This is a genomic window from Streptomyces mirabilis, from assembly GCF_039503195.1.
In the GTDB taxonomy this organism is placed as follows: Bacteria; Actinomycetota; Actinomycetes; order Streptomycetales; family Streptomycetaceae; genus Streptomyces; species Streptomyces mirabilis_D.
Genome location: NZ_JBCJKP010000001.1, coordinates 6,162,116 through 6,187,579, shown reverse-complemented (window position 1 = coordinate 6,187,579; position 25,464 = coordinate 6,162,116). Strand labels below are relative to the sequence as shown.

The window sequence follows — 25,464 nt, the reverse complement described above, 5'->3', positions numbered from 1 at the left end:
CCACGAAGCCTCAATTTTCGTGTCAGAGTCAAGCTCAGCGTCCAGCTTCAAAGCCTCCATGGCGCGGCGGCACGGCCGTCCGCGGCTCCAAACTCACCCTCCCGGCCAGAACAGCTCAGGCGTGCCAGTCGTGGTCCATCCGCAGGAAGTACGGGAAGAGGGTGCGCTCCTCGAAGTCGAGATGGGCCTGGAGGTGGTCGGCAAGCGCGACGATCTGTTCCAGCACCACGTGGACGGAGCGCTCGTCCTTGGGGTTCAGCTGCCGCGCGTCGGCGCGGATGCTCACGATCATCTGTTTGACCTCCTCATGCTCGCGCCGGAGCCGCCCGATCTGATCGGTGAGCTCGGGGAACCGGTGCTGCATGACCGGCAGCATCCGAGCGTCCTCGATCGTGTGGTGGGCGTCCAGGTGGGCGCAGAAATGCTGGCAGCCCACCTTGAGCTGCCAGGTGAGGTCCGCGACAGTCAGACCGCCGAGCAGCTCCTCGATGTCCTCTGCGCGTGTGGTCGCCGCATCGAGCACCTCAAGCCCCTTGCGCAGGGCGGCGACGTCGCTGCGCAGCGGCGCATGCGCCATCAGCAGCTGCTGCACCATCTGGCGGCCGGCGACAGTTCCCGCCTGCGGCTGTGTCATCGTCGATGCTCCTTTGCGACTGCCTCGCGCACGGCGGGCGCGACCTTCTCGATGATGGGGCGCAGCGCGGACTCGTCGACCGGGCCGCTGAAGATGTAGCCGTTCATGCCGTGCTCGACCGACCAGCTCGTCAGCAGGTCGACCCGCTGCGTAGTCGAACGGTCACCGACCAGGTTGTAGACCCGGTTGGTCCGGCTCGGGTCCCGCCCGGCAGCGCCGGCCGCCTCGTCGATTCGCCGGTTCGCGTCGTCCAGCTCCTCCGGGGCGAGAAATTCCTTCGAGGGCAGCCAGCCGCCTGTCCCCGCTGGAGTTCGCCCACGGCGGCCGTGAAGCGTGCTTCACGGCCGCCGTCCGGAGGGCGCTGTTTCTAGGCGGCGATGCGGTGGGCTATCGCCTTGGCCGTGGAGGCTGCGTCGTCCAGTGCCTGCTGGCGGGAGGCTTCGAAGAGGGGGATCAGCTGGGACATCGCCGGGTTGTGTACGGCCATCGTGAGTTCCGGGACGATGAAGTTCACGTCCAGGGCGAGCGCGTCGGCCAGAACGGCCGTGAGGTAGTTCTGCACGTATTCGTAGCCCTCGCGGGGCGTGCCCGGGGCGTAGGAGCCGCCGCGGCTGGCGACGACGGTGACGGGGGTGCCCTTGAGCCTGGAGCTTTCCACGCCGGCGGTGCGGCCGACGAGGACGATGTTGTCGAGCCACGCCTTGAGGGTCGAGGGAATCGAGTAGTTGTACATCGGAGCGCCGATCAGTATGGCGTCGGCGTTCTCCAGCTCGTCGATCAGCGTCAGCCGGTGGGCGAGGGCGGCGGCCTGGGCGGGGGTGTGCGTGGCCGGGTCGGTCTGGCCGGCGGTGTGGGCGTCGGCGGTGAGGTGCGGTACGGGGTTCGTGGCGAGGTCACGGTAGATGACCGTGCCCTCGGGGTGGTGCTCCTGCCAGGTCCGGCGGAAGGCGGCGGTCACGGCGCGGGAGGAGGAGGCGTCGCCGGAAAACAGCGAGGAATCGAGGTGCAGAAGAGTGGTCATGGGATGTTCCTCAGGTGTAGCAGTGGTCGGGAATGCGGATGATCGGTGACGGTCCGCGTGGCGAGGGCGTCGCGATCACCCGGCCGGGTTTGCCGGGCGGAAGGTGAGCTGTGGCGCCTCGGATTCAGGCGCTGGTCAGGAGGCGAGGACGAGCGTGGCGGCGGCAGCGATCGCGATGACGGTGAGGATGATGGGTGCCATCGCGTTGCCGCGGGTCTCGGGGTTGGCGTAGTCGCCGGACTTGGCGTGGAAGCCGACGGCTCCGACGAGCAGGACTGCGAATCCCAGGGCGGCGGCAACGCCGATGGGCTGCCAGAAGAGACCGGCGATGAGCCCTGCGGCTGCGGCCAGCTCGGCCAGCCCGATGAACCGGACCAGCGGGGCGCTGAAGCCTCCGGGAGACTGCAACTGGGCTGGAATGCTGCCCTTGAGCAGGGCTTTCGGTAGTCCGGCGGCCAGCCCGACAACGGCGAGCAGAACGCTCAGTACGGCGGCGAAGACAAACACGGGTCATGCCTTTCTGGAGAGTGATTCGGACCGCCCGAGCTGTGAGGGACCGGCATCCGTGGAGGATGGGTGTGCCGGCGGGTTTTGCTGCTCACGCGTGAGCGTTGCTGTAGTGCGGTCTCATCGATGGAGAGCGCTGCTGCGCGGCAACCCGGCCGCGGGCCGGGCGCCGGCCGCCGCGGTGCGGCCGGTGACGGCAGACGCTGAGGCGGGACGGCTCGTCGGCGCCGGCCGCACCGCCTGTGGAAGGCGGAATGCGGCCGATCAGGTGAGGGGCTGTTCGGTGAAGTTCCTGAGCACCAGTGCGCCGGGAACCTCGATGAGGCGTCCGCCTTCGTCGATCCTGCCGAGTTCCACCGGCGACAGGCCGAGCGTGCGGGCGAGCTCGGCGATCTGGGAGCTGGCCTCCCCGGAGTCGCTGGAGACGAAGACCACGCGCTTGCCCTGGCCGGAGGGCACTTCGGCGGCGAGCGTCTGGGCGGGAAGGTGGTTGAAGCCCTTCACGATCTGGGCGCCGGGCAGGACCTCGGCCGCGTACTGCGAGGAGAGCCGACCCTTGAGGACGTCGCCCGCGTTGGGCGCGTAGTGCGCGTTGGTGGTGTCGACGACGATCTTCCCGTTCCAGTCGGGCAGGGCGTTGCCGAACGTCTCGACTGCGCCGAACGGGATGGCCATGAAGATGACGTCGCTCGCCAGTGCCTCGGTGAGCGTCACGGCCCGGACCGTGGAACCCCAGGAGGCGGCGAGTTCGCTGATCGAGCCCGGTCCGCGGGTGTTGGCGATGCTGACCTCGACTCCGGCCCGGGCGAAGACGCGCGCCAGCGCCGAACCGATGTTTCCGGTGCCCACGATGGCGTAGCGGGTGTCTGCAGACATGAGTGCTCCCTGTTCCAGTAATTGCTGAAGGCTGTCGAGGCGGCAGAGCAGCTTCGTCGTCCGGCCTGTTGTCGCCGCGTTTCTGTAGGCGGCTCCGACCTCCGCAAGTCCATTTGGTTGAGGTGTTAACCAAACCGTACGACGGACTGGTTAACATGTCAACCAAAGCGGTAGGATGGGCTTCATGGACGAACCGCGATGGCTGGACGAGCGTGAACAGCGGGCTTGGCGCAGCCTCATGAAGATGCAGGCCGGCCTGTCCGAATACATCGAGCGGCAGCTGCGCACCCACAGCGGGCTGTCCACCGCCGACTACCAGGTGCTGGCGCACCTGTCTGAGGCGCCCGAGGGACGCCTGCGGTCGTTCGCACTCGGAGATGCGCTGCAATGGGAGAAGAGCCGTCTGTCGCAGCATCTGACCCGCATGCAGAACCGCAACCTCATCCGCCGCGAGCGATGCGCGACCGACCAGCGAGGGGCCGTCGTGGTCATCACCGAACAGGGCCGCACCCTCGTCGAGGCAGCCGCCCCGCTCCACCTGGCTGACGTGCGCAATGTGCTGATCGACCACGTGACCCCTGCGCAGATGGACCTGCTGATCGAATTGGGAGACCAGGTGGAGGCGCGACTCGCCGAGATCGATCAGAAACCGGGATGACCCCTTGCGTCCCCGCCGGGCTGCCGCCGACCGTGCCGTCAGAGTCTCGCCCGGGGTGCTGATGAGGGCCCGGCATCGCACCAACCGCCCTTACTGCGACACTCCCATCCAACAAAGAAGACGATGCGGGTCGACGAGCCTCGCCTTCAAAAAACGAACGTTTTCTGAAGATCACCGTGCGGGGGTCCGCACACCCCGCAGCCCCTTCAAAAAACCCTTCAAAAACCTGGGTCATTCAAGAACCCTCGACCACCGTTTTCTGACATGATCCGGGGTCATGAGTGACACTCCGGAGCCGTCCGGCCACCCCGAACTCCTCGTTGCCGAACCGCTTGTCTGCACCGAGATCAAGATCGGGTACGCGCGGGTGTCCAGCGGCGGACAGAAGCTCGACCGGCAGATCGACGCCCTCACCACCGCCGGATGCCGGAAGATCTTCTCGGACAAGAAGTCCGGAAAGAACGCCCTCCGCCCGGAATTGAAGGCGTGCCACGCCTTCCTCGACGCTGGCGACACCCTCGTCGTCCCGTCGCTCGACCGCTACGGCCGCAGCCTCCAGGACCTCATCAACATGGTCGCCGAACTCCGGACGCGCGGGATCGGCTTCACCTCGCTGCACGAGAACCTCGACACCACCACCCCCGGCGGCCGACTCGTCTTCCACGTCTTCGCCGCTCTGGCGGAGTTCATCCGCGAACTCATCGTCCAGGGCACCCGCGAGGGCCTGGCCGCCGCCCGCGCCCGCGGCCGGGTCGGCGGGCGCCCCACCGTCGCTACCGAGGAAGTCATCCGCGCCGCCCGCGACCTGCTGCCCGACCCCGGCCGCTCCATCACCTCGATCGCCAAAATGCTGGGCATCTCCCCGGGCACCCTCTACAACCACATCCCCGACCTCCAAGACCTGCGCGCCTCCGCCGTCCCCCACCAGCTCGACGCTGCGGAACGGTGACCCCACGTGCCGATCCGTCCCTAGGACCGCGAGCGTTGTCCCGCCGACTGGCCGGACATCTCCAACGCCATCAAGGAACGCGCCGGCTGGCGGTGCGAGTGTGAAGGCGAGTGCGGACGCGGCAGTCACCCCGGCCGGTGTCCCAACCGGCACGGACAGCCCGTGTACGGCACCGGTTCGCGGGTCATCCTGACGACGAGAGCGCGCACCTCGACCACACGCCGGAGAACTGTCACCCGGCCAACCTCAAAGCCATGCCAGGGCTGCCACCTGCACTACGACCGTAACCACCACGCCCGTACCCGGGCCCAGACCCGGCATACCGCGCTCGAAACCGGCGGGCAGCTGACGTTTGAGTTGTAGGCGAACGTAGCAAGATCAAGTGCTTAGCGTTACTGGCTGTTCCGCTAGTCCCCAAGGCCGGCACCACATGCCGTTCGGCACGGTGACCAGGTTCCGGGAGGCGCTCGCGCCCGGCGGGGTGCTGCTGCTGCTGGGCTGCTACGCGGGGATCACCTGGTGGGACCTCGCCGCCGTGCCCGCCAATGCCGTGGCACGGGCGGGGGTGGCGGTGGGTGAGCGGCTGCGCGGAGGCGGAGCCGTGCCCCCGCGGGCGCCGGTGCGCGAGCCGCGGATGTCGCTGGCGGACGTCCGGAGCGAGGCGGACCGGCTGCTGCCCGGCTCCCGCGTCCGCCAACTCCTCTACTGGCGTTATCTGTTGACGTACCGGGTCGGCGGGGTCGACCGGGTCACTTGAGCGAGGCCCACAGGTCGCTCGCCTCCGGCTCGTCGGCCACCACCCGGTTGGGGTTCGACGGAGCCGTCACCACCGGCATGGTGATCGTCTTGACCTTGTCGGAGGAGAGGGACTTCAGACTCTGGCCGAGCTTCATCAGTTCGCCCAGCGAGTCGAGCCCGGTGTCCGTCGTCAGACTGCCGGTGACGGCGTCGGCGACCTTGTAGAGCTTGGTGGGGTCGGTCAGCAGGGACGTCGACGCCATCTGTTCCAGGAGTGCCTTCACCAGCTTCTGCTGGAGGCCTATGCGCCCGAGGTCGCTGCCGTCACCTATGCCGTGCCGGGTGCGGGCCAGCGCCAGGGTCTGGGTGCCGCCCAGGTGGTGCGTGCCCGCCTTCAGGTGCAGATGGCTCTTGTCGTCGTCGATGTTCTGGTCCGTCGTCACCGTGACGCCGCCGAGCGCGTCCACCAGTTTCGCGAACCCGGAGAAGTCGATCTCGATGTAGTGGTCCATGCGGACGTCGGTGAGGGACTCGACGGTCTTCACCGCACAGACCGGACCGCCCACCGAGTACGCGCTGTTGAACATCGCGCTGTACGCCACCGAGGTCGCCCCGCCGGACGAGGTCGGGCACGACGGGCGGGTCACCAGGGTGTCCCGGGGGATGCTCACCACCGTCGCCTCGGTGCGGCCCTCGTCGATGTGGACGACCATCGCCGTGTCGGAACGGGCGCCCGAGCTGTCACCGCCCCCGAGCGCGGCGTTCGCCTTCCCGCTGCGCGAGTCGGAGCCGAGGACCAGGATGTTCACGGCGCCGCTCGGCAGCGGCGCGGCCGAGGCGGACACGGCCGCCGACGGCGTCGACACCGCCTTCGCCGGACGGTCGTCGCCCAGCGCGCTGTTGATGTCCACGCTCTTGATGTTCTGGTTCAGATGCCAGTAGACCCAGCCCGCCCCCGCCACGGAGAGCACGAGGACGCCGGCGAGCGAAATGCCGGCGGCTTTCAGCAGACCTCTCCGCCGTCCGGCACGTCTCGCGGCGCCCTCGTTCCCGTCCCCGCTCTCGACCCCGTCCCCGTCCCCGCGCCCGGCCCCACGTCCGCCCCCGCGCTCCTCTTCTGCAGTCACGCGGAGGAACGTAAGTCCGAATTATTACGAGCAGGAACCTCTTCTGGGGTTTCCTTCGGAAAATCTAAGACTTCTCACGCCGCCCTCAGCCCAGCGTCACCGTGGGCACCGGATTGCTCCCGCTCCATGACGCGTTGAACCCGAACGTCGCTGATCCGCCGTTCGGTACCGTTCCGTTGTAGGAGGCGTTCGCGCACGTCACCGCCACACCGGACTGGGTGCAGTCGGCGTTCCAGGCCTGGGTGATCCGCTGGCCCGCGCCGTACGTCCAGCTCACCTTCCACGACGACAGCGCGGCCCCCGAACAGGCGATCCTCACCTGTCCCGTGAACCCCGAGTTCCACTGGCTCTGGATGCTGTACGCCGCCGTGCAGACACCCGCGGGCGGTGGTGTCGTGGTCCCGCCCAGTGAGCCCGCGATCGCGTGGTACGCCGGTTTCGGTACGTAGTTCTCGTCGTACGGGGTCGCCGCACCGTAGCCGGAGAAGACGTCCGGGATCCAGGAGTCGGAGTCGGTGAAGCCCCAGACGGTGACGCCGTAGCACCGGGACACCGCCACGCACGCGTCGAACACGGCCTTGTAGTCGGCGGCCTGCTGCGTCAGCTTCGCGCTGTCGGAGGGGAGTTGCATACGGATGTCCAGCTCCGTGACCGCCACGTCGACGCCGAGGTCGGCGAAGCGCTGGATGTTCTGCTGGAGCGTGGACGGCACCTGGCCGAGGATGAGGTGGGCCTGGAGACCGACCCCGTCGATCGGGACGCCGCGCGCCTTCAGCGACTTGACCAGGTTGTAGAGGGCGGTGCTCTTGGCGTTGACGCCCTCGACGTTGTAGTCGTTGATGTAGAGCTTGGCGCTCGGGTCGGCCGCGTGCGCCCAGCTCAGGGCCTGCGCGATGTAGTCGGAGCCGAGGCCGTTGTACCAGAGGGTCGAGCGGTAGGTGCCGTCCTCGTTGAAGGGCTCGTTCACCACGTCCCAGGCGGCCAGCTTGCCCTTGTAGCGGGTGACCTCGGTGCTGATGTGGTCCTGGAGGAGGGCGCTGAGCTGGGCCGACGTCCAGGTGCCGTTCGTCAGCCAGCTCGGGTTCTGGCTGTGCCAGACCAGTGTGTGGCCGCGCACCTGCTGGTTGTGGGCCTGCGCGAAGGCCACGATCTGGTCGGCCTCGGCCCAGTTGTAGGTGCCCCGGGTGGGTTCGACGGTCTCCCACTTCATGGCGTTGCCAGGAGTGAGCGAGTTGAACTGGGCCCCGGCGATGTCGCCGTACGTCCCCGTCAGCTTGGACCCGGTGACGGCGGTGCCGATGACCTTGCCCTTGGCGGCGGCGAGGTCGCGCAGCGGGGTGTCGGCCGCGTGAGCGGTCGTTGCGACCGCGAGCAGGGCGCCCACCACCGCGCCGCCGGTGAGGAGCGCCGTGAGGCGCGCACGTAAGGAAGTTCGGGAGGTTCGGGAGGTTCTCATTGCGGGTGCCTCCGAAAGTTTCGGTCATGCAACCGATTGACTCGGAGAGTGTCGGGCCGAGCGCCCCACTCGTCAATGACAGGAACAGCAATCCGTTCCCTGTGCCGGAGGCGCCCCCGTACTGCTGCGCACCACCAGACTCGTCGCCAGCTCCACTCTGGTCCCCGCCGCAGGCCGCTCCTCGCGCCCGAGCTCCAGCACCAGCTTGGCCGCCGCCTCCGCCATCTCCGTCAGCGGCTGTCGTACGGTCGTCAGCGGCGGCCCGACCCAGCGTGCCACCGGCAGATCGTCGAACCCCACGACGCTCAGGTCCTCCGGGATGCGCAGGCCCAGTTCGCGGGCGGCCTCGTACAGGCCGAGCGCCTGGAGGTCGTTGCCGGTGAAGACGGCCGTCGGGCGGTCGGGGCGGCGCAGCAGGTCGAGGCCCAGCCGGTAGCCGTCCTCGTGGTGGAAGTTCCCGACTCTGATCAGCTCCGGGTCCACCGGCAGTCCCGCCGTCTCCAGCGCCGCCCGGTATCCGTCGATGCGCGCGCGGCTGCACATCATCCGCGAGGGCCCGCTGATCGCGCCGATCCGCCGGTGCCCCAGGTCGACGAGATGGCGGGTCGCGGCCAGCCCGCCGTGCCAGTTGGTGGCGCCGATGGACGGCACGTCGTCGCCCGGGTCGCCCGCCGGGTCCATCACCACGAACGGGATGGACCTGCTGGTCAGCAGCGCGCGCTGGGACTCGTCCAGCCGGGACAGGACGAGGATCACGCCGTGCGGGCGGCGGGCGGCGACCTGGTCGGCCCAGGTACGCCCGGGAGTCAGCCGCCCCGCGCTCTCCGAGAGGACGACGCTCAGCCCCTCCTCCCGCGCCACGTTCTCGACGCCCCGGATCACCTCCATCGCCCAGGCGCTCTCCAACTCGTGGAAGACCACGTCGATGAGGGGCGAGCGGGTCGCCTCGGCCCGGCGGCGCCGGTAGCCGTACGCGCGCAGCAGCTCCTCGACCCGGGTGCGGGTGGCCGGGGCGACATCGGCCCGGCCGTTGAGCACCTTCGAAACAGTCGGCGCGGAGACGCCGGCCTCGCGGGCGATCTCGGCGAGGGTCGCGGTCCCCGAGGAACGGTCCGCCATCCGATTCTCCACGGGCTTCGCGGGATTCATGGGCGCGATCGTATCCCCGGGTGCACGCCGGGCGACCCCTCTCCGACCCCAGCGAGGTCCGTAACATTCGGAGACTGACTGGAAACATTCGGCCGCCGTGAGAACCGACGGCTCACTTCACGCGCACCTCGCACCGCATCCGCCGCTCCCGGCCCACCATCCGCTCGGGCCCGGTCAGCGTCACCGGCACCGCGTACCGCACCCCGCCCTCGGCACTGGACGCCCCCAACCGCAGCTCCAGCTCCCCCGGTTCGACGATCCGGTCGCCGTCCGGGCCGGTGTACGCGGCCAGGTCCGCCGGGACCGTGAAGTGGACCTCCGCCGACGCGCCCGCCGCCAGCGGCACCCGCGCGTAGCCCACCAGCCGGGCCACCGGACGCGCCACCTTGCCGACCGGGTCGTGGAGATAGAGCTGCACGACCTCGGTACCGGCCCGCTCCCCCGTGTTGCGGACGATCAGCCGCAGGGTCGTCTCGCCGTCCGTCGGGAACGCGGTGTCGTCGACCGACGGCGCCTGCCAGTCGTACGTCGTGTACGACAGCCCGTGTCCGAAGGCGAACAGCGGCGTCGGGTCGAGGTTGCTGGCCCCGCTGAGCTGTCCGAGCGGCGGCGCGAGATACGTCCACGGCTGTCCGGCCCGCTCCCGCGGCACGCTCACCGGGAGCCGCCCCGACGGGTTCACCCGCCCGGACAGCACCCCGGCCACCGCGGGACCTCCCTCCTGTCCCGCGAAGAACGCCTGCACCACCGCCGCGCACCGGTCCGCCCAGCGCCCGAGCGCGTACGGCCGCCCCGACAGCAGCACCAGCACGACCGGTATGCCGGAGGCCAGCGTCTTGTCGACCAGCTCTCCCTGCCCCTCGGGCAGTTCGAGGTCGGCCGCGTCGCACCCCTCGCCCGAGGTGCCCCGCCCGAACAGTCCCGAGCGGTCGCCGACCGCGACCACACACACGTCGGCGGCCACCGGATCGTCCGTGAACTCCACGTCCGGCAGTTCGGCGCGCAGCGCCTCCAGCAGCGTCGGCACGTCCACCCCCATCTCGACCTCGGGGTGGTCGAGGAGGACATGACGGGGGAAGGTGTAGCAGCCGAGCATGGCCGCGGGATCGTCGGCGAGCGGACCGAGCACGGCGATCCGCCGCACCCCGGGCGCCAGCGGCAACGTACCCCCGTTGGCCAGCAGGACGACCGACTCCTCCGCCAGCTGCCGGGCCAGCGCCCGCATGTGCGGCGGATCGAGATCGGCGGAAGAGGAGTCGGCGGGCGGCGCCCAGTCGGGGTCCAGCAGCCCCAGTTCGCACTTCTGCGTCAGCACCCGCAGCGCGGCCCGGTCCACGAACTCCTCGTCGAGGGGCCCGGAGCCGTAGCAGCGCACGGCGGGCAGCTCGACGTCCACGCCCGCCGCGAGCGCGAGCGCGGCCGCCCCCGAAGGTGAGTCGGTGAGCCCGTGCGCGGACTCCAGGAGGGACACCCCGAAGTAGTCGGCCACGACCGTGCCGGTGAACCGCCATTCCTCCCGCAGGAGTTCGGTCAGCAGTCGACGGTGAGCGTGGGCGGGCAGTCCGTCGAGGTCGTTGTACGAGGCCATCACCGAGCGCGCCCCGCCCTCCCGTACGGCCATCTCGAACGGCGGCAGGATGACGTCCGCGAGTTCGCGCGGGCCGAGCGAGGCGGGCGCGTGGTTGCGGGCGCCTCGGGAGGCCGAGTAGCCGGCGAAGTGCTTGAGGGTGGCGACGACACCCGCCGACTCCAGGCCCTGGACATAGGCGGTGCCGACGGTCGCCACGAGGTAGGGGTCCTCCCCGATCGACTCCTCCGTTCGGCCCCAGCGGGGATCGCGTACGACGTCGAGGACCGGGGCGAGGCCCTGGTGGACGCCGACCGAGCGCATCGAGGCGCCGATCGCCGCCGCCATCTCCTTCACCAGGGCCGGATCGAAGCTCGCGCCCCAGGCGAGCGGGGTCGGGAAGACCGTCGCCCGCCAGGCCGTGAACCCGGTGAGGCACTCCTCGTGGGCGAGCGCCGGCAGCCGAAAGCGGTTCGCGGATCGGATGCGCTCTTGGAGGGCGGCAAGACGGGCGGCGCCCTCGGCCGGGTCGACCGGTGCGGTGCCGAAGGGGCGGGTCAGCTGGCCGAGCCCGTGCGGGAGCAGCCGCGTCAGGTCGATGTCCTCGGACAGCGCGTGCTGCAGCGGCGCCATGTCCCCGCCCGGGGTCTGGTTCGAGCCGGGCCAGACGCTGTAGAGCTGGGCGACTTTCTCTTCCGTGGTCATACGGGCGAGCAGATCGGCGGCGCGGACGCCTGCGGGCAGAGCAGGGTCCTGCCAGGGGTCGGTCATGTAACTCCTCACATCCACAGGGGCATCTGGAGGGGCTGGTGTTCAGCCCTTGGTCGCGCCGAGCGTGATGCCGCCGATCAGCTGTCGTTCGGCGACCGCGTAGAAGGCCAGGGCGGGCGCCATGGCGAGGACCAGATAGGCGAAGATGCGGGCCACGTCGGAGGCGTACTGGCCCTGGAACTGTTGGATGCCGACAGGGACGGTCCACCAGGTGGGTTCGCTGAAGACGAGCAGGGGGAGCAGGAAGTTGTTCCAGCTGCCCACGATGGCGAGGACGGAGACGGTGCCGAGCGCCGGACGGGCCAGCGGCAGCAGGATGCGCCAGAAGAAGCCGAACGGGGAGCAGCCGTCGAGGGTGGCGGCCTCCTCCAGTTCGCCGGGGATCTCCCGGAAGAAGCCGCGCAGGATGACGATCGTCATGGGCAGGCCGAACGCGGCCTGGGGCAGGATCACACCCCAGGGGTTGTCCAGCAGCCCGAAGGTGCGCAGCAGGATGAACAGCGGCAGGATCGCCACCGCGAAGGGGAACATCAGCCCCATGGTGAAGACGGTGAAGAGCACTTCCCTGCCCCGGAAGGCGAACCGGGCGAGCGCGTAGGCGGCGAGCGCCGACGCCCCCACGGTCAGCAGGGCGGTGGCGACCGCGATGAGGGTGCTGCTGCCGACGGACCGCCAGAACGGTCCCGAGGCGAGCAGCGAGGTGTAGTTCGAGGTCACCCAGGGGTGGGGAAGGCCGAAGGTGTTGCTGGAGAGCTGGTCGGTGGACTTGAAGCCGGAGACCAGGGCGTACAGCAGTGGGGTCACCATGACCGCGCCGACCAGCCACAGGATCACGTACACGGGCAGCGTGCGCAGCCTGCGACGGCGTACGACGCTCTTGGGGACCGTGTTCTTCACGACCGCGCTCTTCACGACCGCGCTCATCGGTTGGCTCGCATGGTGGTGATGGCTCCTTCGGTGTCGCGGCGCAGCACGAAACGCTGGTAGGCGAGGGCGAAGACGAGACTGATCAGGAACATCGCCACGCTGATCGCGCTGGCGTAGCCCATCTGGTAGCGCTTGAAGCCGTACTGGAACATGCTGATGACCATGGTCTCGGAGTGGTGGTCGGGACCGCCCGCGGAGATCACCCACACCAGGTCGAAGAGCTGGATGGCGCCGATCACGGACAGGAACACGCTGATCCGCAGGGTCGGCGCGAGCAGCGGGAGCGTGACGTGGCGGAAGCGCTGCCAGCCGCCGGCGCCGTCGATGCGTGCCGCCTCGTGCAGCTCCGCCGGGATGCCCTGAAGGCCTGCCAGGTAGAGCATCATGTGGAAGCCGAAGTACTTCCAGGTCATGACCAGGAAGAGGGTGGGCAGGACGGTGTTCTGGCCCGCGAACCAGAGCCCGCCCAGGCCGTCGAGACCGACCGCGCCGAGGACCTTGTCGGCGAGTCCGTCGCCCGGCGCGAAGATCATGCTGAACAGCACGCCGGTGATGACCTCGGACAGGATGTACGGCGCGAAGAACAGCATCCGGTAGACGGCCCGGCCGCGCAGTCTCTGGTTGAGCAGCACGGCCATGGCGAGCGCGAACGGCAGCTGGAGGACGAGGGAGAAGGCGACGAGCAGGACGCCGCGCCACAGGTCCCCGAGGAACACCGGGTCCTGGAAGAGCCGGGTGTAGTTGTCGAACCCCACGGAGTCGGTGGGCGAGCCGAATCCGCCCCAGTTGAAGAAGCTGATGTAGAAGGCGTAGCCCATCGGCAGGAGGACGAGCATCCCGAACAGGGCGAGCGCCGGGACCGTGAAGACGAAGGCCGCGAACCAGTCGCGCACGCGCCGCAGGACGGGACGGCGGGGCCCCCCGCCCGGTGAAACGGCCGTCACGCCGGTCGACTTGCCGCGATCGGGCACATACGTCGACGCGGTCGAGGTCGAGGTCGAGTGCGTCATCGCCGGCCGCTAGCTCTTCTCGCTCTTGGCGACCTGGGTCACCGAACGGGTGACCTGCTCGGGTGACTTGGAGCCGGCGATGAGCGCGGCGACGCTGTCGTTGATCTCCTGGCCGACGGCGGGGGCGTACGCCTGGTCGAGGTAGAGCTGGAAGCCGGTGGCGTTGTTCAGGGCGTCCGACACGGCGGTGAGGTTGGGGTCGGTCAGCGCGGGGCGCGCGTCCTTGGACACCGGTATCAGGCCGGTCTCCTTGACGAGGGTCTCGGCGAACTGCTTCTCCGCGAAGAACTTCAGGAACTCCACCGCCGCGTCCGGCGCCCCCTTGCGCACCGCGTGGCCGCCGCCCCCGCCGAACACCTCGGTGAGCGCGCCCTTTCCGCCCTCCACGGAGGGAAAGGAGAAGAAGCCCAGGTCGTCGCCGATGCCCTTGCCCGAGTCCTTCTCGACGGTCGGCGCCCACTGGCCCATCAGTTCCATGGCCGCCTTGCCGTTGCCCATCAGGGCCGCCTCACCGTTGGGGTCGGAGTAGGCCCCGCCGAGGAAACCCTTCTGGAAGGGTTCGAGCGCGACGAGGTCCTTGAGGTGCTGGCCGGCCGTGACGAACCCCTCGCCGGTGAAGTCGGCGTCGGTGGCCGCCTTCTGCATCGCCTCCAGTCCGGCGACGCGCATCGACAGATACGCCCAGTAGTACATGCCGGGCCACTTCTCCTTGCCGGCCAGCGCGATGGGCGTGATTCCGGCGCTCTTGAGGGCCTTGATGGTGTCGAGATAGCCGGACCAGGTGGTGGGCGGGGTGTCGATCTTGGCCTTCTTGAAGAGCGCCTTGTTGTACCAGAAGCCGACCATGCCGATGTCGAACGGGACCGCGTACGTCTTCTTGTCGAACTGGTAGGCCGCCAGCGAGGCGGGCACATAGTCCTTCGTCCAGGAGGCGGTCTTGTCGGTCAGGTCCTCGACCAGACCCGCGTCGATCTGCTGCTTGAGGACCCCGCCGCCCCAGGTGTGGAAGACGTCCGGAAGCTTCCCGGAGGTGGTCAGCGCGGTCATCTTCGACTTGTACGCCTCGTTCTCCAGCGTGACGACCTTGACCTTCACGTCCGGGTGCGCGGCCTCGAAGTCCTTGGCGCGCTGGGCCCACAGCTTCTTCGCGGGCTGGGTGGTGGTGATGTTCCACCACTCGATCGTGGTCTTGCCCGAACTGTTCCCGCTGTCGGAGGAACCGCACGCACTCAGGGCGGCCGCCCCCAGTCCGGTCGCCGCGGATGCCGCCAGGAACCTCCGGCGGGAGAAGAGGTGTAGGTGTTGCCCAACGCTCGCATCGCACACCTTCCGGAAGAGGGCCGATAATTATCGGCCGAGTGCGCCGGAAGTTACGGGTGCGGGACAGCCGTGTCAACGCCCCTGACAAATATCGGAAGTTCTTCGCGTGCGGGCCGGTGGGCTGATCGCGCAGTTCCCCCGCCTCTTCGGGCACGCCGGGATCAGCGCCCCGTCAGGGGCGCCGGGGAACTGCGCGACCGGCCACGCATCACCCGCAGCCGCCGAACCGTCTCAGACACCCCGCCCCTGAGGCGCCCCTCAACCCCGTCGCGCCGTACTCGCCCGAACGACCAGCTCGGTAGCCAGTTCAACCCTCGGAGAGACCGGGTCCTCGCCCAGCGCCAGCCGGAGCACCGTGCGCGTGGCCAGCTTCCCCATGTCCGCGAGCGGCTGCCGCACCGTCGTGAGCGGCGGCGCCGACCACCGGACCTCCGGCAGGTCGTCGAACCCGACGACACTCATGTCCTCGGGCACCCGCAGCCCCCGCCGCCGCAACGCCTCGATCGCCCCGAGCGCCATCTGGTCACTCGCCGCGAACACGGCGGTCGGCGGTTCCTCCAGGTCGAGCAGCGTGTTGCAGCCGTCGAAGCCGGCCTGATGGTAGAAGTCCCCCGGCACGATCAGGGCGTCGTCGACCGCGACCCCCGCGCCGTCCAGCGCCGCCCGGTACCCGTCGAGCCGCGCCCGCGAGCACAGCAACCGCACGGGCCCGGCGACAAAGCCGATCCGCCGGTGCCCGAGCCCGAGCAGATGCTCCGTCGCCGCCATCCCGCCCGCCCAGTTGGCGGCGCCGACGGTCGGCACGTCGAGGGTCGGGGATCCCGCCGGATCGATCACGACCAGCGGCACCCCGAGCCGCCGCAACTCCTCGTGCAGCCGGGGTTCGAGGACCGAGGTCACGAGGATCACGCCGTCCGAGGCGCGGGCCCGCAGATTGGTCATCCACTGCCGGGCCGAGCCCGACGCACCGTGGATGGCGGAGACGACCGTACCCACTCCGGAGGCGTGCGCGACCTCCTCGACCCCCCGGATGATCTCCACGGCCCAAGGGCTGTCGAGGTCGTTGAAGACCAGGTCGATCAGGGCCGCCCGGTCACCGGGCGCGGACGACCTGCGCTGGTAGCCGTGGCGCCGCAGCAGGTCCTCGATGCGGGCCCGGGTCTCCGGCGACACGTCGGAGCGGCCGTTGACGACACGCGACACGGTGGGCACCGAGACGCCGGCCTGCCGGGCGATCTCGGTGATCGTCACCTTGTTCTTGATGCTCTCCCGGGCCACAGCGCCCACCTCCGTCGACACGTCGAACCGCCCCTCTACCGTTCCACACCCACATACGAAACTTTGCAGGAGTCTTCCGGAAAAGCGAGTTCGTCGTGAAGCCCGGCCGGAGACGAAAGCCTCAGGAGACCGACTCGAACCGCCACCGATGGACCGCCCGGGTCACCAACTCTCCGTCCGGCTCAGGGAGTTCGGGCAACTCGGCGTCGTAGGGCGCATCCCACCAGGTGATGACGAGCACCCGGTCCTGCGGCGCGCGCAGGACCTCCCGCCGCAGCGGCTCGCTCGCCAGCTCCTGCCCCCGCACCCAGGCGAGCAGTTCCTCGCCCCGTCCGGAGACGGCCCGCGCCTCCCACATCAGCGCGACGCTCACGAGTACAGGTTCTCCTTGGAGACCTCGTGCACGTGATCATGGCCGGGGCCGTGGTCGTGGCCGTGCTCCTGGGAACGGCCGGGCACATGCGGGTCCGTCACCGGCAGCGAGGAGTCGGCCGACAGGTCCCAGTCGGAGGCGGCCCGGTTGCGGGAGACCATCTCCGCTCCCAGCGCGGCCACCATCGCCCCGTTGTCCGTGCACAGCTTCGGCCGCGGCACCCGCAGCCGGATCCCCGCGGCCTCGCAGCGCTCCTGCGCGAGCGCCCGCAGCCGTGAGTTCGCGGCCACGCCGCCGCCGATCATCAGGTGGTCGACTCCCTGGTCCTTGCAGGCCCGTACGGCCTTGCGGGTCAGCACGTCGACGACCGCCTCCTGGAAGGAGGCCGACACGTCACGCACCGGCACCTCCTCGCCCGCCGCCCGCTTGGCCTCGATCCAGCGGGCCACGGACGTCTTCAGGCCGGAGAAGGAGAAGTCGTACGCCGGGTCGCGCGGCCCGGTGAGTCCGCGCGGGAAGGCGATCGCGGAGGGGTCGCCCTCCTTCGCGTACCGGTCGATGACCGGACCGCCGGGGAAGCCGAGGTTGAGCACGCGCGCGATCTTGTCGAAGGCCTCGCCCGCGGCGTCGTCGATGGTCGCGCCCATGGGCCGTACGTCGGAGGTGATGTCGGTCGAGAGCAGCAGGGACGAGTGGCCACCCGACACGAGCAGGGCCATCGTCGGCTCCGGCAGCGGGCCGTGTTCCAGCTGGTCCACGCAGATGTGGGAGGCGAGGTGGTTGACGCCGTACAGGGGCTTGCCCAGCGCGTAGGCGTACGCCTTCGCCGCCGACACCCCGACGAGCAGCGCGCCGGCCAGCCCGGGCCCCGCGGTGACGGCGATGCCGTCCAGGTCCCTGGCGCTCACCCCCGCGTCCTTGAGCGCCCGGTCGATGGTCGGCACCATCGCCTCCAGGTGGGCGCGGGAGGCGACCTCGGGCACGACGCCGCCGAAGCGGGCGTGCTCGTCGACGCTGGACGCGACGGCGTCCGCGAGCAGCGTGTTGCCGCGGACGATGCCGACGCCGGTCTCGTCGCAGGAGGTCTCGATACCCAGGACCAGCGGTTCGTCAGCCATTGCTCTCTGTTCCTTGTACGCCGTTTACGGAGGGTGAACCCGGGGCGGAGCCGCTGTCGGACGCGGTGCGCATCCGCATCACCAGGGCGTCGACGTTGCCAGGCTGGTAGTAACCGCGACGGAAGCCGATGGGCTCGAAGCCGAAGCGCTCGTACAGCTTCTGCGCTCGGACGTTGTCCACCCGGCACTCGAGCATGACCTCGGCGCACTCGAACGCGGTCGCGGCCCGCAGCAGCTCGGTCAGCAGCCGGGCGCCGAGGCCGGTGCCCCACTGATCACGTCGTACGGCGATGGTCTGTACGTCGCCCAGGTCACCGGAGGCGGCCAGTCCGGCGTATCCGACGAGTCGGCCGCTCTCGGTCGCCACCACGTACCGGCGCGTCGCCCCGGGCCCGCGGGCGTGGGCCAGCTCGGACCAGAACATCCCCCGCGACCAGGCGTCCTCGGGGAAGAGGTCCTTCTCCAGCTCCAGTACGGGATCGATGTCCCACCAGCGCATCTCGCGCAGCTCGGCGGTCACTTCGGGGTGACCACCTTGTAGTTCTTGGGCACCTGGGCGTCCGGGCGGCGCAGGTAGAGCGGCCGGGGCGCCTCGAGCTCCTCGCCCGCGGCGAGTTTCTCCGCCGCCAGGGACGCGAGCGCGCCCGCCGAGACGTGCTCGGGAGCACGGGCGTCCGGGAAGGTGTCGGGATAGAGCAGCGCACCCGCACCCACGGCGGGCAGACCGGCGACCGTCCCGGCGATGTCGGCGGGCCGGTCGACCGCGGGCTCGGAGGCACGCGTACGAGGGTCGTCGTACAGCGCCCAGTACACCTCCTTGCGCCGGGCGTCCGTCGCGACGACGAACGGGCCCTCGACGCCGGTGCCGTCGGCGGCGTACGCGAGCCCGTCGAGGGTGCACAGGCCGTGCACGGGCACGCCGAGCACGAGGCCGAAGGTGTCGGCGGTCATGAGGCCGACGCGCAGCCCCGTGTACGGGCCGGGGCCCACACCCACGACGATGCCGGTGACGGCGTCCAGCGTGAGGCCTGCCTCGGCGAGCACCCGGTCGACGGCCGGCAGCAGCAGCTCTCCGTGCCGGCGCGCGTCCACCTGGCTCGACGAGGCGATGACGGACGTGCCGTCGTGCAGGGCGACGGTCACGGCGGGGGTTGCGGTATCCAGAGCGAGCAAGAGCACGCAAACAGCCTACGGCGCCCGAGCGGGACGCACGGCCGCCCCGGTCTGCGGGACGGCGGCTGCTACCGTCACCACAAAGGACGTAATGGACACGAACGCGGTACGAGAGGCGGGTACACAAGGTGGCTAGGAGCAGCTCGGGATTCGTGGCCGGGCTCACCGCGGCGGCTGTCGCGGTGGTCGGCTTCCTCGCCTACCAGGCGTCCGCGAACGTGCCCGACACCCTGGGCAAGCCCCTCGCGGGCGCGTCCAAGGTCCCCACCACGAAGGCACCCCGGGACAAGAAGAACCCGGTGGCGCTGCCGACCGCCTCGGGCAGCGGTGAGCGGGTCGTCTACTCGATCGACGACGACCGCGTGTGGCTGGTCGCCGCGAACAACAGGACCGAGCGCACCTTCAAGGTCACCCCCGGCACGGTGGACCCGGGAGTCGGCACCTACGCCGTCACCTCCCGGTCCAAGGCTGTCACCGGATCGGACGGCGCCCAGATCGAGCACGTCGTCCGCTTCGCCGTCGTCGACGGCGTGGCGATCGGCTTCAGCTCCGCCACAGACGGCTCCACGGGTTCCCCCGACTCCACCAAGAAACTCGGCGGTATCCGGGAGACCCGCAAGAACGGCACCGCGATGTGGAACTTCGCGACGATCGGCGTGAAGGTGGTCGTCATCCGCTAGTCGGCGGACCTGTGCGGAGGCGCGCCCTCAGGGGCGCGGGGCTGTGTACATCAGCGGCTCCGCCGCGGGGCGCGACCAGCCCCCACCCACCCGCAGACGAAGTACCGCCCCTCCAGCGGAGCGCTCACGCAGCTTTGCGCGGCCGCGCCTCCGCACGCGGCGCCTCCGGCATCGGCGCCCGAGGCGGCCTGGACACCGCGTCGGCCGCCGCACACGACGCCAAAAGGTCCCGCATCGACACCCCACCGCACGGCTGCTGCACCGGCGCGTCACGTTCCGAAGCCGACATGGACGCCTCCTGGGGGATTCGGGGGCAAGCGTGGTTAGGTAGACCTAACTACGGACTGAGGTCCATGTGACCACGGCCGGGACACCGAACGCAACATCTTGCCGACGGCTTGTCGGAACCTTCACGTCCCCCGGAACCCTCACCCAGGGTGATCAAGCCGCGAGCACGCTCAGATCGGTCGTCGCCCAGCGCTCCCCGAGCCCGGTGAGCGTGACGTGCCGTACCTCGTCCGTGGTGTCACCGACGGCCCGGTGGATGACGACGGTGAGCCGGTCGTCGGTGAGCTCCTCGACCTTGCCCTCGCCCCACTCCACGACGATCACCGAGTCGGAGAGCGACACGTCGAGGTCGAGGTCCTCCATCTCGTCGAGGCCGCCGCCCAGCCGGTACGCGTCCACGTGCACGAGCGGCGGACCGTCGCCGAGGGAGGGGTGCACACGGGCGATGACGAACGTCGGCGAGGTGACCGCGCCCCGTACGCCGAGCCCCTCGCCGAGGCCACGGGTCAGCGTCGTCTTGCCCGCGCCGAGCTCCCCGTTCAGCATCACGAGATCGCCCGCGCGCAGCAGCTTGGCCAGGTGAAGGCCCAACTCCCGCATCTGTTCTGGCGAGTTGACGGTGATCCGGACGTTCACGCCCTCGGCGGCGGTCTCAGCCGGGTTGTGTGCTGCTGCTGGTGCTTCCATAGCCACCCACGGTAGCCCCTGCCGGGACGGCGCCCGCGCGCATCAGAAGGTCGGCGAGACGGTCTATGACCACCTCGGGGTGCTCCAGCATGACCAGATGCCCGGCGTCCGGGACGAGCACCAGTTCGGCGTCCGGCAGCAGGTCCGCGATCGCCTCGCTGTGCTCACTCGGTGTCACCATGTCGCCGACCCCGGCCAGCACCAGCACCGGCAGTTCGGCGAAGTACGCGAGGGCCTCGGTCTTGTCGTGCTCGGTGAACGCCGGGTAGAACTCCGCGACGACGTCGATCGGGGTGCCCTCGATCATCCGTTCGGCGAACCGCACGATGGCCGGGTCGACGTCCCGGGACGCGAACGAGTACCGCTTGATGATCCCCGCGAACAGGTCGGCCGTGGCCCGCCGCCCCCGCTCCACCAGGGCGGCCTGCTGACCGAGCGCCTTCAGCACACCGGGCAGCACCCGGCGCACCGCGTTGACGCCCGCGACGGGCAGCCCGAAGTTGACCTCGCCGAGCCGCCCCGACGACGTACCGACGAGCGCGGCGGCGACGACCCGCTGGCGGACGAGGTCCGGATACCGCTCGGCCAGCGCCATGACGGTCATGCCGCCCATGGAGTGCCCCACCAGCACGATCGGCCCCTCCGGCACGGCCGCGTCGATGACGGCCTTCAGGTCCTGGCCGAGCTGGTCGATGGAGACGGGCGTGCCGTCCTTCGTCTGCGCGACCCCGCGCCCGGAGCGGCCGTGACTGCGCTGGTCCCAGTGCACCGTGCGCACCACCCCGCGCAGCGCGGCCCGCTGGAAGTGCCAGGAGTCCTGGTTGAGGCAGTACCCGTGGCTGAAGACGACGGTGACGGGGGCCGGGGCCTTGCGCCCGAAGAGCCGGCGCCGGCGTGGGGTGAACGTCACATCCTGCTCGATGTCGTCCACCTCGTAGTACAGCTCGGTGCCGTCGTCGGCGTACGCCTTGCCCGGCGTGCCGCGCAGCGAGCCGTACGGGCCCGTGGAGTCGAGCGCGAGGCGGGCCTTGTTGCGCATACCGCGGCCCACCGTCAGCCGCTCTATGGCGACTCCGGCGGCGGCCCCCGCGGCGACCACGCCTATGGCGACGCCGGCGATACCGGCCTTGCGCCAGTTCCCGGCGGCGGAGGCGACGGCCGCCGCGGCGACGTCCGTGACGGCCTCCGCGCTGCTCTCGCTCACGTACCGCTCCTCTTCGCCGGGTGTCGTTTCACTTCAGAAGGTCGTGCTGGGGGTGGTGCCGGTCGTGCTCCGGGCGGTGCCGGAGGTACCGCTGATGGTGCAACTATGTCCTGTTGCCCTGTTGTCCTGCGCGGGGCACCCCCCGTACTCCTTGCGGATTACCCGCCTTGTTCCTTATTCACGTATACGCGCGGCACTCGAGTTCCGATCCGGGTGACGATTTCGTACGCGATCGTCCCCGCCGCCCGCGCCCAGTCCTCGGCGGTCGGCTCGCCCCGGTCGCCCGGGCCGAACAGGATCGCCTCCGAACCGGGCACCGGCTCGTCCCCGCCCAGGTCGACCACGAACTGGTCCATCGCGACCCGCCCCGCCACCGTCCGCCACTTGCCGCCCACCAGCACCGGTCCGGTGCCGGAGGCGTGGCGCGGCACGCCGTCCGCGTAGCCGACGGGGACGAGGCCGAGGGTGGTGGCACCCGCGGTGACGTAGTGATGCCCGTAACTGACCCCGTGGCCCCCCGGTACGTGCTTCACCAGCGTGAGGGACGCGCTCAGCGTCATCACCGGGCGCAGCCCGAAGTCGGCCGGCGTGCCGATCTCGGGGCTGGGCGAGACGCCGTAGACCGCGATCCCCGTCCGTACGAGGTCGAAGTGGCTCTCGGGGAGGGTCAGCGTGGCCGGCGAGTTGGCGATGTGCCGCACCTCGGGGCGCACGCCCCGCTCCTCGGCGTACGTCACCATCTCGCGGAAACGGTCCAGTTGGGCGCGGATGGAGGGATGCCCGGGTTCGTCGGCGCAGGCGAAGTGCGACCACAGACCGGTGATGTCGATCAGCCCGCGTTCCTCGGCGCCCAGCGCCTCGCGCACGAGTTCGGGCCAGTCGGCGGGCTGGCAGCCGCCGCGCCCGAGCCCGGTGTCGGCCTTGAGCTGGACCCGGGCGGCCGTCCCGGCCGCCTCGGCCGCCGCGGTGACCTCCCGCAGGGCCCACATCCCGCTCACCGACACGTCGAGGTCGGCCTCGATGGCCTCCCGCCACGGCCCGCCCGGCGTCCACAGCCAGCACATGATCCGGCTGTCGGTCAGGCCGGCCGCGCGCAGCGCGAGGGCCTCCTCGGGGGTGGCGGTGCCGAGCCAGGTGGCGCCCGCCTCCAGCGCCGCGCGGGCGCACGGGACCGCGCCGTGGCCGTACGCGTCGGACTTGACCACGGCCATCAAGGCCGCGGACGGCGCGTGGGCGCGCAGGGTCCGCACGTTGGCCCGCAGGGCGGCCAGGTCGATCTCTGCGCGGGCGCGCAGGGGTGCTGTGTCGTTCATCGCGCCCCCAGTGTCTCAGAGCGGCCCGAGAGCCCCCGGAGGACGGTCAGGTGCCGGCCCTGCGGCCCCACACGTACACGTGGTCGCCCGTCTTCGTGACGTTCCACAGGGAGCGGGCGTCGGCGAGGCGCAGATTGACACAGCCGTACGAGCCGTTCGGGTCGTAGACGCTGCCGTAGATGGCGTGGAAGGCCTCTCCGCCGCTGAAGAACTGGCTGTACGGCATCGGGGTGTTGTACAGCGTCGACCAGTGGTTCTTGTGCTTCCAGTAGATCTTGAACCAGCCGGTCCTGGTCCGGTACCCGGCCCGCCCGCTGCGCATCGGCACCGGTCCCCACAGCACCTTCTTCCCCTTCTGCACCCAGGTGAGCTGCCGGGTCAGGTCCACACACGCGACGCGGTACGACCGCACGGGGCACTTCCCGGCCGCGTTCGGGTTCTTCTTCGCGGACAGCAGCCGCATCCAGCCCCAGGTGACGGCGCCAGCGAAGCCCGTGTTCGGCTTGATCCCCTGCTTCTTCTGGAACGCCCGGATGGCGGCGCAGTCGCCCTTCGACTGCTTCCCGTCGACCTTCAGCTTCAGCCACCGCTCGACCTGCCGCTGGTACGGCCCGGTCAGCTTGCTGCACGTCACGGACTTGCCCGCGACGGCCTCGCTGAGGGGGACGTACTCGATGAGCGCATCCGTCTGCGCGGGGGCGTCCCTCGGCTCGACGGCGTCCTCCTTCGCGCTCGGCGTGTACGCCTTGGGCGGCAGCATCTGGTCCGGCGTGTCCACCTGCCACGGCTGCTGGGGCCCCGGCGGCACGCCGGGCACCAGCTCGCTTCCCGGCCCGGGCGCCGGGGGCCCGGCCTCCGCCGCCGCCCCCTCCACCGGCATCACCACCAGCAGCGCGAAGAGCACCCCCACGCTCCCGCATCTCATTCGTCTGCTCATCATCATGCGACCAGCGATACGCAACCCCGGGGCGAGCGGGGGTGCGCCGCGCGGACGGGGTCCCCCGTAATGGGCAACGCAGCGCCCCTCAAGGGGCGCGGGGAACTGCGCGCCGAGCCCCTACCACCCGCGGCCGAAGAACCCACCCGGAGCGGGCTGGGGCGAAGCCCCGCCCCAGGGGCGCGAGGAAGTGCGCGCCCGGCCCCCACCGCCCCGCAGCCAAAGAACGGCGCAGTCAGCGCAGCGCGTCGCGGACGTCCCGCCAGGCCTCCGGAATCGCCGCCGCGACATCATGCGCCCCCAAGGGCGCCCCGTCCGCCGCGAGCCTCCCCGCCAGCCCATGCAGATACGCGCCCACACTTCCCGCGTCCAACGCCGACAACCCGGCCGCGAGCAACGACCCCGCAAGCCCCGACAGCACGTCCCCGCTCCCGGCCGTGGCCAGCCACGCCGTCCCCGTCGGATTCACCCGCACCGCACCGCCCGCCGGATCGGCGACCAGCGTCGTCGACCCCTTCAGCAGCACGGTCGCCCCGTACCGAAGCGCCAACTCCCGCGCCGACGCCAGCCGAGCCGCCTCCACCGACTCCCGCGAGACCCCGAGCAACGCCGCCGCCTCCCCGGCGTGCGGAGTCATCAGCGTGGGCGCGGTACGGGCCCGTACGGCGGACCGGTCCGCGAGCCGCAGCCCGTCCGCGTCCACCAGCACCGGCACATCCGCCCCGAGCACCTGCGCCACCGCCGACGCGTCGTCCCCGACCCCGGGCCCCACCACCCACGCCTGGACGCGCCCGGCCCGTGCGGGCCCCTGGTCCGACACGAGCGTCTCGGGAAAGCGGGAGATCACGGCATCCGCCGCGGGCCCGACGTACCGCACCGCCCCCGCCCCACCCCGCAAGGCCCCGGACACGGCGAGCACGGCGGCCCCGGGATACCTCGCGGACCCGGCCGCGATCCCGACGACGCCGCGCCGGTACTTGTCGCTCTCGGCTCCCGGCGCCGGCAGCCGCGCCGCCACGTCCGCGTGCTGAAGGGCCTCCTGTTCGGCCTCCTCGGGCAGTTCGAGCCCGATGTCGACGAGGCGTACCGAACCGGCGTACTCACGCCCCGGGTCGATGAGCAGCCCGGGCTTGTGCGTCCCGAAGGTCACCGTCAGATCGGCGCGGACGGCGGTACCCAGGACCTCTCCCGTGTCGGCCTCGATCCCGCTCGGCAGGTCCACGGCGACCACGGCCGCCCGGGAGTCCGCCGCGTACGCGGCCAGCGGCACCGCCTCGGGCCGCAGGCCGCCCTTGCCCCCGATGCCGACGATCCCGTCCACGACGAGGTCGGCCCGCAGGATCGACTTCTCGGCGGCGCCGGACCCGGCCACCGTGCCCCCGGCCCGCCGCAGCGCGGCCAGGCCCGCGCCATGCGTCCGTTCGGGCACGAGCAGCACGGCGGTGACCCCCGCCCCCGCCGCGCCAGCCGGGCCCCGGCGTACAGGGCATCGCCCCCGTTGTCCCCGCTGCCCACGAGCAGCACGATCCGGCTGCCGTACACATGTCCCAGCAAGTCCGCGCAGGCAGCGGCGAGTCCGGCCGCGGCGCGCTGCATCAGCGCACCCTCCGGAAGCCGCGCCATCAGCTCACGCTCCGCCGCCCTGACCGTCTCCACGCTGTACGCAGTACGCATGGGTCGAGTCTCCCGTACACGGGCTCACC

General features: G+C 70.6%; 24 protein-coding genes and 1 pseudogene. 4 read left to right on the top strand and 21 right to left on the bottom strand.

The genetic code is table 11. The features are described 5' to 3' along the window. Window positions 1-115: 115 nt before the first annotated feature. The 4 genes from AAFF41_RS28635 to AAFF41_RS28620 form a co-directional block, all read right to left on the bottom strand. Window positions 116-634, bottom strand: a complete 519-nt coding sequence (locus AAFF41_RS28635; protein WP_181649891.1) for a hemerythrin domain-containing protein — start codon at window positions 632-634, stop codon at window positions 116-118. Window positions 635-1,001: 367 nt separating this feature from the next. Then, window positions 1,002-1,655 (bottom strand): FMN-dependent NADH-azoreductase, encoded by a 654-nt coding sequence (locus tag AAFF41_RS28630; RefSeq protein ID WP_230193429.1) that lies wholly within the window; start codon window positions 1,653-1,655, stop codon window positions 1,002-1,004. Window positions 1,656-1,790: 135 nt separating this feature from the next. Continuing rightward, complete coding sequence (locus AAFF41_RS28625) at window positions 1,791-2,162, bottom strand: DoxX family protein (protein WP_057582123.1); 372 nt, start codon at window positions 2,160-2,162, stop codon at window positions 1,791-1,793. Between the two features lie 264 nt (window positions 2,163-2,426). Further along, window positions 2,427-3,038, bottom strand: a complete 612-nt coding sequence (locus AAFF41_RS28620; RefSeq protein WP_319751767.1) for an NADPH-dependent F420 reductase — start codon at window positions 3,036-3,038, stop codon at window positions 2,427-2,429. 184 nt (window positions 3,039-3,222) lie between these two features. Between AAFF41_RS28620 and AAFF41_RS28615 the strand changes: the two genes are divergently transcribed. From AAFF41_RS28615 to AAFF41_RS28605, 3 genes are all read left to right on the top strand, one after another. Then, window positions 3,223-3,696 (top strand): MarR family winged helix-turn-helix transcriptional regulator, encoded by a 474-nt coding sequence (locus AAFF41_RS28615; protein WP_181649889.1) that lies wholly within the window; start codon window positions 3,223-3,225, stop codon window positions 3,694-3,696. A gap of 277 nt (window positions 3,697-3,973) precedes the next feature. Then, window positions 3,974-4,645 (top strand): recombinase family protein, encoded by a 672-nt coding sequence (locus tag AAFF41_RS28610; protein WP_143606564.1) that lies wholly within the window; start codon window positions 3,974-3,976, stop codon window positions 4,643-4,645. A gap of 430 nt (window positions 4,646-5,075) precedes the next feature. Next, window positions 5,076-5,402: a hypothetical protein gene (locus tag AAFF41_RS28605; RefSeq protein WP_343324824.1), complete on the top strand. Its 327-nt coding sequence runs from the start codon at window positions 5,076-5,078 to the stop codon at window positions 5,400-5,402. Here AAFF41_RS28605 and AAFF41_RS28600 read toward each other — a convergent pair. The 12 genes from AAFF41_RS28600 to tsaB form a co-directional block, all read right to left on the bottom strand. Beyond that, on the bottom strand, window positions 5,395-6,393 hold the full coding sequence (locus tag AAFF41_RS28600; RefSeq protein ID WP_343326367.1) for an LCP family protein: 999 nt from the start codon (window positions 6,391-6,393) through the stop codon (window positions 5,395-5,397). The genes AAFF41_RS28605 and AAFF41_RS28600 overlap by 8 nt on opposite strands. 202 nt (window positions 6,394-6,595) lie before the next feature. Further along, complete coding sequence (locus AAFF41_RS28595) at window positions 6,596-7,966, bottom strand: endo-1,4-beta-xylanase (RefSeq protein WP_343324823.1); 1,371 nt, start codon at window positions 7,964-7,966, stop codon at window positions 6,596-6,598. A gap of 72 nt (window positions 7,967-8,038) precedes the next feature. Then, window positions 8,039-9,115, bottom strand: a complete 1,077-nt coding sequence (locus AAFF41_RS28590; protein WP_319751770.1) for a LacI family DNA-binding transcriptional regulator — start codon at window positions 9,113-9,115, stop codon at window positions 8,039-8,041. A 112-nt stretch (window positions 9,116-9,227) separates the two neighbouring features. After that, window positions 9,228-11,453 carry a beta-xylosidase/alpha-l-arabinosidase gene (locus tag AAFF41_RS28585; RefSeq protein ID WP_343324822.1) on the bottom strand — a complete coding sequence of 742 codons (2,226 nt, stop codon included), beginning with the start codon at window positions 11,451-11,453 and terminating at the stop codon, window positions 9,228-9,230. A 42-nt stretch (window positions 11,454-11,495) separates the two neighbouring features. Then, window positions 11,496-12,377, bottom strand: a complete 882-nt coding sequence (locus AAFF41_RS28580; RefSeq protein WP_319751772.1) for a carbohydrate ABC transporter permease — start codon at window positions 12,375-12,377, stop codon at window positions 11,496-11,498. Continuing rightward, window positions 12,374-13,390 (bottom strand): carbohydrate ABC transporter permease, encoded by a 1,017-nt coding sequence (locus AAFF41_RS28575; protein ID WP_388412685.1) that lies wholly within the window; start codon window positions 13,388-13,390, stop codon window positions 12,374-12,376. The genes AAFF41_RS28580 and AAFF41_RS28575 overlap by 4 nt, the downstream gene beginning before the upstream one ends. Window positions 13,391-13,399: 9 nt before the next feature. Continuing rightward, the gene (locus AAFF41_RS28570; RefSeq protein ID WP_343324821.1) at window positions 13,400-14,716 is read right to left on the bottom strand and encodes an extracellular solute-binding protein; all 1,317 of its coding nucleotides are present in this window, start codon (window positions 14,714-14,716) and stop codon (window positions 13,400-13,402) included. A 252-nt stretch (window positions 14,717-14,968) separates the two neighbouring features. Beyond that, entirely contained in the window at window positions 14,969-15,988 is a 1,020-nt protein-coding gene (locus tag AAFF41_RS28565) for a LacI family DNA-binding transcriptional regulator (protein WP_060895778.1), read from the bottom strand. Window positions 15,989-16,109: 121 nt separating this feature from the next. Further along, complete coding sequence (locus AAFF41_RS28560; protein WP_319751773.1) at window positions 16,110-16,361, bottom strand: hypothetical protein; 252 nt, start codon at window positions 16,359-16,361, stop codon at window positions 16,110-16,112. After that, complete coding sequence (tsaD, locus tag AAFF41_RS28555) at window positions 16,358-17,479, bottom strand: tRNA (adenosine(37)-N6)-threonylcarbamoyltransferase complex transferase subunit TsaD (protein ID WP_319751774.1); 1,122 nt, start codon at window positions 17,477-17,479, stop codon at window positions 16,358-16,360. The genes AAFF41_RS28560 and tsaD overlap by 4 nt, the downstream gene beginning before the upstream one ends. Beyond that, on the bottom strand, window positions 17,472-17,978 hold the full coding sequence (gene rimI / locus AAFF41_RS28550; protein ID WP_060895788.1) for a ribosomal protein S18-alanine N-acetyltransferase: 507 nt from the start codon (window positions 17,976-17,978) through the stop codon (window positions 17,472-17,474). Before rimI ends, tsaD begins: the two co-directional genes overlap by 8 nt. A gap of 17 nt (window positions 17,979-17,995) precedes the next feature. Further along, complete coding sequence (gene tsaB / locus AAFF41_RS28545; RefSeq protein WP_319751775.1) at window positions 17,996-18,658, bottom strand: tRNA (adenosine(37)-N6)-threonylcarbamoyltransferase complex dimerization subunit type 1 TsaB; 663 nt, start codon at window positions 18,656-18,658, stop codon at window positions 17,996-17,998. A gap of 122 nt (window positions 18,659-18,780) precedes the next feature. Between tsaB and AAFF41_RS28540 the strand changes: the two genes are divergently transcribed. Then, complete coding sequence (locus tag AAFF41_RS28540) at window positions 18,781-19,332, top strand: hypothetical protein (RefSeq protein ID WP_319751776.1); 552 nt, start codon at window positions 18,781-18,783, stop codon at window positions 19,330-19,332. Between the two features lie 441 nt (window positions 19,333-19,773). Here the strand turns inward: AAFF41_RS28540 and tsaE are convergent, their stop codons facing one another. The 5 genes and pseudogenes from tsaE to AAFF41_RS28515 all read right to left on the bottom strand — a co-directional run bounded on the left by tsaE (window position 19,774) and on the right by AAFF41_RS28515 (window position 25,435). Next, window positions 19,774-20,307, bottom strand: a complete 534-nt coding sequence (gene tsaE / locus AAFF41_RS28535) for a tRNA (adenosine(37)-N6)-threonylcarbamoyltransferase complex ATPase subunit type 1 TsaE (RefSeq protein ID WP_060895783.1) — start codon at window positions 20,305-20,307, stop codon at window positions 19,774-19,776. Continuing rightward, entirely contained in the window at window positions 20,273-21,511 is a 1,239-nt protein-coding gene (locus AAFF41_RS28530; protein ID WP_319751777.1) for an alpha/beta hydrolase, read from the bottom strand. The genes tsaE and AAFF41_RS28530 overlap by 35 nt, the downstream gene beginning before the upstream one ends. A gap of 158 nt (window positions 21,512-21,669) precedes the next feature. After that, window positions 21,670-22,824 (bottom strand): alanine racemase, encoded by a 1,155-nt coding sequence (alr, locus tag AAFF41_RS28525; RefSeq protein WP_343324820.1) that lies wholly within the window; start codon window positions 22,822-22,824, stop codon window positions 21,670-21,672. 46 nt (window positions 22,825-22,870) lie between these two features. Next, window positions 22,871-23,704 carry a L,D-transpeptidase family protein gene (locus AAFF41_RS28520; RefSeq protein WP_319751805.1) on the bottom strand — a complete coding sequence of 278 codons (834 nt, stop codon included), beginning with the start codon at window positions 23,702-23,704 and terminating at the stop codon, window positions 22,871-22,873. Between the two features lie 292 nt (window positions 23,705-23,996). Continuing rightward, window positions 23,997-25,435 (bottom strand): annotated as a pseudogene (locus tag AAFF41_RS28515) (NAD(P)H-hydrate dehydratase). Window positions 25,436-25,464: the final 29 nt, after the last annotated feature.